General features: G+C 61.6%; 12 protein-coding genes. 7 read left to right on the top strand and 5 right to left on the bottom strand.

Annotation, left to right across the window (positions count from 1 at the left end; genetic code table 11):
* Positions 1-41: 41 nt before the first annotated feature.
* The 5 genes from rpoS to nadA form a co-directional block, all read right to left on the bottom strand.
* On the bottom strand, positions 42-992 hold the full coding sequence (rpoS, locus tag AC3WG5_RS14625) for an RNA polymerase sigma factor RpoS (RefSeq protein WP_008953405.1): 951 nt from the start codon (positions 990-992) through the stop codon (positions 42-44).
* A gap of 41 nt (positions 993-1,033) precedes the next feature.
* Positions 1,034-2,119 (bottom strand): peptidoglycan DD-metalloendopeptidase family protein, encoded by a 1,086-nt coding sequence (locus tag AC3WG5_RS14620; RefSeq protein ID WP_492569234.1) that lies wholly within the window; start codon positions 2,117-2,119, stop codon positions 1,034-1,036.
* Positions 2,120-2,193: 74 nt separating this feature from the next.
* Positions 2,194-2,862 (bottom strand): protein-L-isoaspartate(D-aspartate) O-methyltransferase, encoded by a 669-nt coding sequence (locus AC3WG5_RS14615; RefSeq protein WP_008953403.1) that lies wholly within the window; start codon positions 2,860-2,862, stop codon positions 2,194-2,196.
* Positions 2,847-3,590, bottom strand: coding sequence for a 5'/3'-nucleotidase SurE (gene surE / locus AC3WG5_RS14610; protein WP_014085995.1), 744 nt, complete (start codon positions 3,588-3,590; stop codon positions 2,847-2,849). The genes AC3WG5_RS14615 and surE overlap by 16 nt, the downstream gene beginning before the upstream one ends.
* Before the next feature lie 113 nt (positions 3,591-3,703).
* Positions 3,704-4,621 carry a quinolinate synthase NadA gene (nadA, locus tag AC3WG5_RS14605; protein WP_008953401.1) on the bottom strand — a complete coding sequence of 306 codons (918 nt, stop codon included), beginning with the start codon at positions 4,619-4,621 and terminating at the stop codon, positions 3,704-3,706.
* Between the two features lie 605 nt (positions 4,622-5,226).
* On the opposite strand from nadA, the gene AC3WG5_RS14600 reads away from it, so the two are divergent.
* The 7 genes from AC3WG5_RS14600 to xerD all read left to right on the top strand — a co-directional run bounded on the left by AC3WG5_RS14600 (position 5,227) and on the right by xerD (position 11,355).
* Positions 5,227-7,908, top strand: coding sequence for a bifunctional acetate--CoA ligase family protein/GNAT family N-acetyltransferase (locus AC3WG5_RS14600; protein WP_492569232.1), 2,682 nt, complete (start codon positions 5,227-5,229; stop codon positions 7,906-7,908).
* 105 nt (positions 7,909-8,013) lie between these two features.
* Positions 8,014-8,262: a 30S ribosomal protein S16 gene (gene rpsP / locus AC3WG5_RS14595; protein WP_008953399.1), complete on the top strand. Its 249-nt coding sequence runs from the start codon at positions 8,014-8,016 to the stop codon at positions 8,260-8,262.
* Positions 8,263-8,297: 35 nt separating this feature from the next.
* Positions 8,298-8,804 carry a ribosome maturation factor RimM gene (gene rimM / locus AC3WG5_RS14590; protein WP_492569231.1) on the top strand — a complete coding sequence of 169 codons (507 nt, stop codon included), beginning with the start codon at positions 8,298-8,300 and terminating at the stop codon, positions 8,802-8,804.
* Positions 8,804-9,574, top strand: coding sequence for a tRNA (guanosine(37)-N1)-methyltransferase TrmD (trmD, locus tag AC3WG5_RS14585; protein ID WP_492569230.1), 771 nt, complete (start codon positions 8,804-8,806; stop codon positions 9,572-9,574). The genes rimM and trmD overlap by 1 nt, the downstream gene beginning before the upstream one ends.
* A 1-nt stretch (position 9,575) precedes the next feature.
* Entirely contained in the window at positions 9,576-9,944 is a 369-nt protein-coding gene (gene rplS, locus AC3WG5_RS14580) for a 50S ribosomal protein L19 (protein ID WP_008953396.1), read from the top strand.
* Positions 9,945-10,013: 69 nt separating this feature from the next.
* Positions 10,014-10,481 carry a methylated-DNA--[protein]-cysteine S-methyltransferase gene (locus tag AC3WG5_RS14575; protein WP_492569228.1) on the top strand — a complete coding sequence of 156 codons (468 nt, stop codon included), beginning with the start codon at positions 10,014-10,016 and terminating at the stop codon, positions 10,479-10,481.
* The gene (xerD, locus tag AC3WG5_RS14570; protein ID WP_492569226.1) at positions 10,465-11,355 is read left to right on the top strand and encodes a site-specific tyrosine recombinase XerD; all 891 of its coding nucleotides are present in this window, start codon (positions 10,465-10,467) and stop codon (positions 11,353-11,355) included. The genes AC3WG5_RS14575 and xerD overlap by 17 nt, the downstream gene beginning before the upstream one ends.
* The last annotated feature ends 24 nt before the right edge of the window (positions 11,356-11,379 follow it).

Genomic DNA, 11,379 nt, shown 5'->3' with positions numbered 1-11,379 from the left:
GCCCCGGGGTTTTTATCTGTTGCTGCTGCTGGGGAACCTGATTACAGCAGCAGGTCTTTGCCAATGCCCTTGCGACGCAGGATGCGGCGCAGTTGCTCGAGTCCTTCGATCTGGATCTGGCGCACCCGCTCGCGCGTCAGGCTGAGGGTGCTGGCCAGTTCCTCCAGTGTGCAGATTTCATGGCCGTTCAGGCCGTAGCGACGCTCGATCACCATGCGCTGCTTGTCGTTGAGCTGGGCCATCCACTCGTGGACGAAGTTTTCCAGCTGGGTATTGTGCAACTGGATTTCCGGCTCGTCGTGCTGGTCGTCCGGAATTGACTCCCCGATCGACAGCATGGGGTCGATGTCCAGTGGCGCATCCAGCGAGGCCATCCGCTCGTTGAGGTTCATTACCCGGCGCACGTCTTCCACCGGCTTGTCGACCAGTTGTGCGATTTCCTCGACGCTGGGCTCGCGCCCTATCTGGCTTTCCAGGTGGCGCGAGGCGCGCAGGTAAACGTTGAGTTCCTTGATGACGTGCACCGGCAGCCGGATGGTGCGCGACTGGTTCATGATGGCGCGTTCGATGCTCTGGCGTATCCACCACGTAGCGTAGGTGGAAAAACGGAAGCCGCGCTCGGGATCGAATTTTTCCAGCGCATGCATCAGCCCGATATTGCCTTCCTCGATCAGGTCGAGCAGGGCCAGGCCGCGGTTGATATAGCGTTTGGCAATGTTCACGACCAAGCGCAGATTGTGCTCGATCATTTTCTGGCGCGCTTCGAAGTCGCCTTGCACCACCAGTCGCGCCAAGGACTGCTCCTCCTGAGGGCTGAGCAGGGCATTGTTGCCGATATCGTTCAGGTAGATCTGGGTGACGTCGGCAATGTCGTCATAGGCGGATGCGGCTTCCTGCACTTCTTCACTGTCGGTTTCCGCGACAGTGTCGTCGCTAGCCTCTTCATCCGCGGCAATGTCGTCGTCGTCGAGAATGTCCAGGTCGTTGCTCATTTCTACCCCCTTCGCTGTGATCCGACGGGGACGCGTCCCTGTCAGGATGTGCTGTCAAGATATTGCAACGGGTCGACCGGTTTGCCGAAGCGGCGGATTTCAAAGTGCAGTTTCACTTGGTCCGCATCCGTATTTCCCATTTCGGCAATGGGCTGACCTTTCTTTACTGCCTGTCCTTCCTTGACCAGTAGCTGGCTGTTGTGTGCGTACGCTGAGAGGAACGTCTTATTGTGTTTGATGATGATCAGCTTGCCATAGCCCCTCAGGCCATTACCACTATATACCACCCTGCCATCCGAGGCGGCGAGAACAGGCTGGCCCATCCGCCCCGAGATATCCACTCCCTTGTTGGTGTCCGAGTAGCCGTGCAACACCTTCCCTTTCACCGGCCAGGCCCAGGCGATATCGCCATCGCCGCCTTTGTCCTGCGGCTCTGCCTTGGCCCCGTTTTCGGGCTTGGCCGTTCCTTGGGGCTCGGCCTTCGGCGTCGCCGGCACGATGGCGGGAGCTGCCGGCTTGACCGCTGCCGGGGCGCTGCTACCCTCGCTTTGTGTCACCAGAGACTTGGCCGCTGCCTCCGAATAGGGCAACTTCAGCGCCTTGGGGTAGGCCTTGAGCGTTGTTTGCCCGTTCGTCGCCGCTGCCGGTGTAGCCGGCGTCACCGGGCCTGCGCTAGCCGCCCTTGCAGGCTGTTTAGCTGGGGCGGTGTTGGTTTTGGTTGCCGGCTCGCTATCTGGCGGCGTCAGCCGCAACACCTGACCTACCTTGATCTGATTGTCGGGCAGGTTGTTCCAGGCTGCGACGTCCTGATACTTGAGCCCGTTATTCAGCGAGATACGAAACAGGTTCTCGCCGGGTTGCACGATATGCGTCTTGGCCGCTTCCGTCCCGGTTTGCACGGGTTTAATGCTGCCACCCTGCCGATACGGCGTGGTAACGGCGTCATTACCGCTTGGAGCGGGGGGAGAGATCGCTGGAGGCGGCGCACTTGTCGCGCCGGCCGGTGTTCTCGTCACCCCGCTTTCCACCGGGGCCGCCTCCTGGACCAGAGTACTGCAACCGGTGAGCAGCGCGGCCGTCAGCAAGGTGATCAGGGTCGGAACTTTTCGGTCAAGCTGGATTCGCATGCTGGTGATGTTATATGTCAATAAGTTAAAGTTTGTAAATCGCCGACCGGCAGCCCTGTGGCGTTTTTACCCGGTCAGCCACGACCGGGTAGAAGAGGAACGAATTTTACCGGGTCGAGCTTGGTTTTCTGCAGGCCCTGGGCGGTTTTCTCGATCAGCCAGAGGAATTGTTCGCCATCCCCCATCGGCATCACCAGCTTGCCGCCCTCGGCCAACTGGCTGACGAGGGCATCCGGGATGCTCTTCGCTGCGGCGGTCATGATGATGCCGTCAAAGGGCGCCGCCTCCGGCAGGCCAAGATGGCCGTCGCCATGTACCAGACGTGCGTGCACCAGGCGTGCGTTTCGCAGATGTTGTCTAGCTTTGTCCAATAGCGGCGCCAAGCGTTCCATCGAGAAGACCTGTGCGCCGGTTTTCAGTAGCACGGCAGTCTGATAACCGCAGCCGGTGCCAATTTCGAGAATTTTGCCGGGAGTGCGGCCCACGATCAGTAGCTCGGTCATCCGTGCTACCGTCAGTGGCTGCGAGATGGTCTGGGCATGGCCTATTGGCAGCGACACGTCGTCGTAGGCGCGGGTTGCCAGTGCCTGGTCGACAAACAGGTGGCGCGGGACCTCGTACATCGCTGCCAGCACCCGTTCATCGCGAATCCCGGCCTGGCGTAGCCGGTCGACCATGCGCATGCGGGTCCGGTCGGACAGCATGCCGTAATTCTGGCGCGTCGGTGTCAGCTGTGAAGCCATGTCTTGATTCCGTCCAGTTGGCCGTAGGCGGTCAGATCGAGCATCAGCGGTGTGACCGAGGCTTGGTTGTTGGCAAGTGCCCGGAAGTCGGTGCCTTCCCCTGCGTCCTGCGCCGGACCGACCGGGCCGACCCAGTATACGGTATCGCCGCGGGGATTTTTTGCCTTAATAACCGGTTCGGCATAGTGGCGTCGTCCCAGGCGGGTGACTGTCATGCCCGCAAGTCGGTCAAGCGGAATGTCGGGGACGTTGACATTGAGCAGTACCGGGGCCTGAAACGGCGACGCCTGGAGGCGTTGCACCAGTTGATCGACCACCGCGGCGGCGGTGGCGAAGTGCGCCCCGCTCTTGCCGGCCAGTGATACCGCCACCGAGGGAATGCCGAGCAAAAAGCCCTCCGTCGCGGCCGCGACCGTGCCGGAGTAGATGGTGTCGTCGCCCATGTTGGGGCCGTGGTTAATGCCGGAAAACACCATGTCGGGACGAAAGTCCAACAGCCCCGTGACGGCGACGTGTACGCAGTCGGTCGGGGTGCCGTTGACGTAGAAGAAGCCGTTGGCGGCCTTGCGTACGCTCAGCGGCCGATCAAGGGTGAGGGAGTTGCTCGAGCCGCTGCGGTCGCGCTCGGGGGCCACGACCACCACCTCGCCATGCCGCGAGAGGGCTTCGGCCAAGGTGGCGATGCCGGGGGCAAAGTAACCGTCGTCGTTGCTGATGAGAAACTTCATGCCATCTTCCTGGGGAACCCCGGTGATTGTATCGCTGCGTGGAGCCTGCTGAAAACCTTCCTGTCATGGCGCCGGGTCGAAACAAGAAACCCGCCGAAAGGCGGGTTTCTGGGTCAGGCGTAGTAGCGTCGGCTGAATTCCAGCATGCGCTCGATGGGCACCCGTGCGGCGTCCATCTGTTCTGTGCTGAGGTAGTCGATGTGCGTACCACCGCCTTGCTGGGCGTGCTTGACGGCCTCTATGGTGTTCATCTTCATGTAAGGACAGGAGTTGCACTGGCAGCCGGCATAGATCGGCGCCTGGCGCAGGTCCAGATCGGGTCGGGCCTGGCTCATGTTGTACAGGATGCCGTCTTCGGTGGCGACGAAGATCACGGCGTCCGGACCTCCCTTGAACTGCTTGACCCAGTTCAGCATGCCCGAGGTCGAGCCGACGTAATCGGCGCGTTTGAGCACCGGCAGCGGGCTTTCCGGGTGGGCGATGAGGTGGGCTTCGCCGGTGACGGCATTCAGCGCTTCGTTGAGGGCGGCCTCGTTGAACTTGTCGTGCACCTCGCATACCGCCGACCACAGCGGCATGTCGTAGCCGTACTGGTAGTTCAGGTAGGCGCCCATGTTGCGGTCGGGCGAGAAGATGACTTTCTTACCCTGCTCGTAGAGATGCGCGATAATGTCATCGACGTTGCGGCTGGTGACGATCCAGTCCGACAGTGCCTTGTGCTCGGCGCTGGAGTTGATGTACGACACATGGACGTAATCGGCGTGCTCTTCGCGCCAGGCTTTCAGCGCGGCGACGTCGGTCTGGGTGACCAGCGAGCAGGTCGACCCTGCATCCGGCAGGATCACCTCGGCCTGCGGGTTGAGGATTTTGGCCGTTTCCGCCATGAAGCGGACGCCGGCGAACACGATGATGTCAGCCTCGGCTTCACGGGCGTAGAGCGACAATTCCAGGCTGTCCCCTACCTTGTCCGCCATCTGCTGAATTTCAGGCTGGGTGTAATAGTGTGCGAGTGTGACGACGCGTTTCGTCATGATGACCTTGGCTCCGGCCGCGCTGGGGAAGCTTCGGCATCTTCCTTTGACACGGCGCAATGAAGGTTTGTATCTAAAGGGTAAAGATTAACAATATTGAGCCCGGCTTACCAGCCGCTACGTGCGCTTGATGCCAAAGGCAAGCCAGGTTGTGGCACAGGATGGTCCTTGTCAGGCCATGTCCCGCATGGTGGCGGGTTCTGGCTCGCTCGTCGGTCTGAGGGGCCGAGGAGAAGGGTGCCGGGGTATCGCGGTTCGGTCACCACCTGGGCTGACAGTCCGGCCGATGCCCGATTGTGGGGTTGGCTGTGCGCAGGCCCTCAATCGTCTTATGCCGCTTTTGTCGTGGTCGAAGCAGGGTAGTGAAGGGTGTAGGCTCTGCGCATGTCGGGCTGGTGTGGTATATGTCGATAGAGTGGCGCGCCGTGTCCTGCGCCTCATTGGCATCACCGCGTTGCAGGCAGGGACGGTCCGGCTGGCCGAGTCTCAGCGCCGTTTGACGTATTGCTTTCACATCGATCACGTTACCTTGCAGGTCGAATGGTCTCTGACGCCTCTGTGGGAGGCCGGGTTCCGGTTCAGATCAGCACATCGGATGGGTTGCCATGAAACCGCACTATCTCACTCCCCTGTTTTCTCCTCGCGCCGTCGCCGTCGTCGGCGCCAGCGATACCCCTGGCTCGATTGGCCAGGCGGTATTTGCGAGCCTGCTGGCGGGCAATTTCCAGGGCAAGCTGTTCCCCGTCAACCTCAACCACAAGGTGGTCGGGGGGATGCGGGCGGTGCCATCGGTACGGCTGATCGAGGGCGAGGTGGAACTGGCCGTGGTGACCACGGCGCTGAGAACCTTGCCGGCCATCCTGCGCGATTGCGGCAAGAAGGGTGTGAAGGCGGTGCTGCTGGCCAAGGAGTTCGCCGACAGCGAGCAGCTGGAGCGTGAAATTCTCAAGGAGTCGTTGTCGATCGCCCGGCACTTCGGCATCCGCGTGCTGGGTCCCAACGTGCTGGGACTGATGCGTCCAGTGGCGGGCTTCAACGCTTCCAACTACTCCAGCAAGGTACGCCCCGGCAACCTGGCGTTGGTATCGCAATCCAGCGCCCTGTGCACCGCGATGTTGGACTGGGCCGATAGCAAGGGCATCGGGTTTTCCAGCGTGATTTCGGTGGGGGAGGGGCTGGACGTCGATTTCGGCGAAATCCTCGATTACCTGGTGGCCGATACCTTCACCCAGGGCATACTGTTGCACGTCCACCACATCCACGATGCGCGTCGCTTCATCAGCGCGTTGCGTGCCGCCGCCCGTACCAAGCCGGTGGTGGTGATCAAGTCCGGTCGCTACGAGGATGATGTGACCGGCCTGACCCATTCCAGCAATCTGGTCGAGAGCGCTGACGTGTTCGATGCCGCACTGTCGCGTGCCGGTGTGCTGCGGGTGGGATCGATCTCCCAGCTATTCACGGCCGCCAAGGTGCTGGCCGCCAGTTTCCGGGTGCAGGGGCGGCGTCTGGCCATCGTCACCAACGGCATCGGCCCGGGCGTGTTGGCGGCGGACAGCGCCTATCTCAACGGTGTGGAGCTGGCGAAGTTGTCGGAGCCGACCATGGAGGTGCTCAACGACGCGCTGCCGCGCAACTGGTCGCACGGTAACCCGGTCGACATCATCGGCGATGCCAGCCCGGTGCGTTTTCGCACGGCGGTCAAGGCCTGCCTCGATGACGCCAACGTGGACGGCGTGCTGGTCATCTTCACGCCGCAGGCCGGTACCGATCATCTGACCACCGCGCAGCTGATGGTGGGGCTGCAGCGCGAGTCGACCAAGCCGATCCTGCTGTCCTGGCTGGGCGACGCCAAGGTTTCGGAGAGTCGGGAACTGTTCAGTAAGGCCAAGTGTGCTCATTTCCGCGCCCCGGAGTATGCCGTGGAAGTGTTCCGCAACCTGGCGGCCTACCATCACAACCAGCGCTTGCTGCTGCAGACGCCGGGGCCGCTCGAAGGCAAGCAGGTTTCTCCCGACGTGACGCGCGCACGCACGCTGATCAATGTCGCCTTGGCGGAAGGGCGGGTCATCCTGTCGGAGCGCGAGTCGAAGGAAGTGCTGTCGGCTTTCAACATCCCGGTCAACCCGACCCGGCTGGCGCGCGACCCCGACGAGGCCGTGAGGTTGGCCGAAGAAACCGGCTACCCGGTGGTGCTGAAGATCGATTCGCCGGACATCATCTACAAGTCCGATGTCGGCGGCGTCGAACTCAACATCAGTAGTGCGGCGGCACTGAGAGAGGCATTTGCCTCCATCGTCGAACGCTGCCGCCAGGCCCGCCCCGAGGCGGCCATCTCGGGGGTGTCGGTGCAGCCGATGCGCAGCCGACGATTCGCGCGCGAGGTGATGGTCGGCGTGACGCACGACAACGCTTTCGGCCCGGTCATCACCTTCGGTGCCGGCGGTATCGCCGTCGAGGTCATGAACGACCGTGCGCTGGCCCTGCCGCCGCTCAACCACTACTTGGTCGAGAGCCTGATCGGCAAGACACGCATCGGCCAGATTCTCGGCCCCTTCAAGAACCTGCCGGCAATCGATATCGACCAGCTGAAAGAGGTGTTGTTGCGGGTCTCGGAAATGATCTGCGAATTGCCCGAAATTCGCGAGATGGACATCAATCCCTTGCTGGCCGACGAGCAGGGGGTGATGGCGCTGGACGCACGCATCATCGTGCAGAAGGGGAGCGCGGGCGGCAAGCCGTACCGTCACATGGCGATCATGCCGTATCCCTCGCACATGGTGGTGTGCTCCCGCCTCAAGGATCAGACCCAGGTGACCATCCGTCCGGTGCGCCCGGAGGATGCGCAGATGCAGCAGGAGTTCGTGCGCAACCTCTCCGAGGAAAGCCGCTACAACCGCTATATGTCCAGCATCAAGCAACTGTCGCAAAGCATGCTGGTGCGCTTTACCCAGCTCGACTACGACCGCGAGATGGCGCTGGCCATGACCCGCGAGACGGCGCAAGGGGAAGAGCAACTGGCCGTGGCACGTTACGTCACCGACCCTGATAACGAGAGCTGCGAGTTCGCGTTGGAGGTAGCCGACCAGTGGCAGGGCAAAGGGATCGGCTTCATCCTGATGAGCGCGTTGTTCGACGCCGCCCGTGATCAGGGGCTGAAAGTGATGCGTGGCGAGGTGCTCTCCGGCAACAAGGGCATGCTCAAGCTGATGCACAAACTGGGCTTCTCCAGCGAGTACCATCCGGAAGACCGGGCACTGATGCTGGTCACCAAGGTGTTGCAGGCGTAGCCGGCCCCGACACACGGCCGGAATAAGCGCTTGCAAGATAAGGGAAAACTGCCCTAAAATCGTGGGCTTTTCTACGATACCGTTTTTATTCAAGGACAATCGACAATGGTAGTGATTCGTCTGGCCCGCGGCGGCTCCAAGAACCGTCCGTTCTACAACATCGTGGTGACCGACTCCCGCAACCGTCGCGACGGTCGCTTCATCGAGCGCCTGGGCTTCTACAACCCGGTTGCCAACGACAAAGAAGAACGCGTTCGCCTCGCCGCTGACCGCCTGAACCACTGGATCAACGTTGGTGCTCAACTGAGCGACGCCGTTGCCAAGCTGGTTAAAGAGCAAAAAGTAGCTGCCTGATTGCAGTCTGCTGATACACGCAGGGTTTGAGGCGCATGCGCAACGATGATCTCGTCTTGATGGGGTATGTGCGCGGCGCCTTTGGTGTTCGTGGCTGGGTGAAAATCCATGCCGACACCGGGTCCGCAGACAGCCTGTTCGACTACCCGGTCTGGTGGCTGGGGCGGGATGGTCAATGGTCATCCTATCGTTTCGAAGACGGGCTGGTCCAGCCCAAGGCGCTGGCCGCCAAGCTCGAAGGCGTCGACAGTCGCGAGGCGGCAGAAGCCATGCGCGGCATGCAGATTGCCATACCGCGCAGCGAATTCCCGGAGACCGCCGACGACGAGTACTACTGGTCCGATTTGATCGGCCTGGATGTCGTCAACAAGGACGGTCAGCGGTTCGGTCAGGTGGTCGAACTGATGGAAACCGGTGCCAACGAGGTACTGGTGGTACGGGAAGGGAAGGGCGAGTGGCTTATTCCTTTCGTCGGCCAGTTTGTGCTCGATGTCAACCTGACTGACAAGCGCATCACGGTAGACTGGAACCTCGACGACTGATGCAGATCGACGCTATCTCGCTGTTCCCCGAGATGTTCGACGCTGTTTCCCGCTTCGGCGTTAGCCGACGCGCGCTGGAGCAGAACATCTGGGGCTTTCGTGCCTGGAATCCGCGCGATTTCACCACGGACAATTACCGCACCGTCGATGATCGTCCCTACGGAGGCGGTCCCGGCATGGTGATGCTGATCGAGCCCTTGGAAGCCGCCATTGCTGCGGCCGAAGAGCGACAGCGTGAGGCTGGAGTGGCACAGAGCCATGTGGTCTACCTGTCTCCTCAGGGGCGGTCGTTGAGCCACACCAAGGCGGTCGAGCTGTCGCAGCGACCCGGTCTCATCCTGCTGTGCGGGCGTTACGAAGGGATTGATGAGCGTCTGATCGAGCGCCGTGTCGACGAGGAAATCTCCATCGGCGACTACGTGTTGTCCGGTGGCGAACTGCCCGCCATGGTGTTGATGGACGCCGTCGTCAGGCTGTTGCCGGGGGTGCTCAACGATGCCCAGTCGGCTTATGAGGATTCCTTCGTGGACGGCCTGCTGGATTGCCCGCACTATACCCGACCCGAAGAATATCAAGGCATGCGGGTGCCGGACATCCTGATGTCAGGTAATCATGCCTTGATCGCAAAATGGCGGTTGAAACAGTCGTTGGGAAGAACGTGGAAGCGTCGTCCCGACCTGCTGCAAAACCGCCCTTTGACAAAACAGGAGTCTCGGCTGCTGGCAGAGTACCAGCAGGAACAAGATCTCCCGAAAAACCAGGAGCATTGACATGGATCTGATCCAGCAACTCGAGCAAGAAGAAATTGCCCGCATCGGCAAAACCGTTCCGGCTTTCGCCCCAGGCGACACCGTCATCGTTCAGGTGAAGGTAAAGGAAGGTAACCGCGAGCGTCTGCAGGCTTACGAAGGCGTCGTGATCGCCAAGCGTAACCGTGGCCTGAACAGCTCCTTCATCGTGCGCAAGATCTCCGCCGGCGAAGGCGTTGAGCGTACCTTCCAGACCTACTCCCCGCTGGTTGCTTCGATCGAAGTGAAGCGCCGTGGTGACGTGCGTCGCGCCAAGCTGTACTACCTGCGTGGTCGTACCGGCAAGTCCGCACGCATCAAGGAAAAGCTGCCGGCCCGCAAGCAAGGCTAATCGCCTGGCCGTTGGCTATGATGAGAGCGCAAGGCATCCGCCTTGCGCTTTTTTTTTTCGGGCTCTGTCATGTCTTATACCGCTGTGATCGCTACGCCGTTTGGCCACCTGGGCATCGTGGCACCGTTCCAGGTCGTCAGCCGCATCGAGTTTCTGGATGCCTCGGTCCCGCTTTTGCCACCTGAGCCGGGTTCGCTCGCCGAGGAGGTGGAGCGCCAGTTGCAGGAGTACTTCCGGCATCCCGGCTTCCACTTCGACCTGCCGTGTCGGCCGCAGGGTACTCCGTTCCAGCAACGGGTATGGCAGGCAATTGCCTCGCTTCCTTCTGGCGCTACCATCAGTTACGGTGCCATCGCCCAACAGCTCGGCAGCTCCGCCCGTGCGGTAGGGCAGGCTTGCGGCAACAACCCGTTGCCGATCGTGATTCCGTGTCACCGCGTGCTAGCACGCTCCGGCTTGGGGGGCTTCAATCATTCGAGCGCGGAGCAGACCTTGTCGATCAAGTTCTGGCTGTTGAGACATGAGCAGCAACGCTGAACAGATCGACCTGTTCCTCGACCAGCTGTGGCTGAGCGATGGTCTGTCGCGCAATACGCTGTCAGCGTATCGTCGCGACCTGCTCAAGCTGGGGGCGCGTCTGGACGAAGAGGGTGGGGTGCGTTTGATCGAGGCGGGCGTGGCGGATTTGCAGCGCGCCTTGTTGCAGGGGGTCGAACAGGAGAAGGCCACCACCCGGGCGCGACTGGTGAGTGCCATGCGCCGGTTCTACCAGTATCTGCACGCCAGCGGCCAACGCCCTGACGATCCATCCGCCGCGCTCGAGCGCCCCAAGCACGGACAGCCCTTACCCAAGAGTCTGTCGGAGAAGCACGTGGTCGCGCTGCTGGAGGCTCCTGATGTGGCTACGCCGCTGGGCTTGCGCGACCGTGCCATGCTGGAGGTTTTGTACGCGACTGGCTTGCGGGTGTCGGAACTGGTTGGCTTGACGCTACAGCAGGTCGATCTCACTAGCGGCGTTGTGATGACGCTGGGCAAGGGCGGCAAGGAGCGGCTGGTGCCGATGGGTGAGGTGGCGCAGGACTGGCTGGGGCGGTATCTGGCTACAGGGCGGCCGGCTTTGCTGACGGGGGTGCCTTGCGAACAGGTGTTCGTCACTCGTCTCAAGGCGGGTATGACGCGCCAGATGGCGTGGCATCTGATTTCAGGGTATGCACGCCGGCAGGGGCTGCCGCCGGTCAGTCCACACACGCTACGCCACGCTTTTGCCTCGCATCTGGTCAACCATGGCGCCGACTTGCGCGTGGTGCAGCTGCTGTTGGGGCATTCGGATATTTCCACCACCCAGATCTACACCCATGTCGCCCGGGAGCGCTTGCGCCAGCTGCACGAACAGCACCATCCCCGCGGTTGAGCCAAGGAAAACGCCCGCAAGAGC

The sequence above is a fragment of the Pseudogulbenkiania sp. FW507-F1 genome (assembly GCF_058781125.1).
The sequence above is the reverse complement of the archived record's forward strand: the minus strand, read 5'-3'. Positions and strand labels throughout refer to the sequence as shown.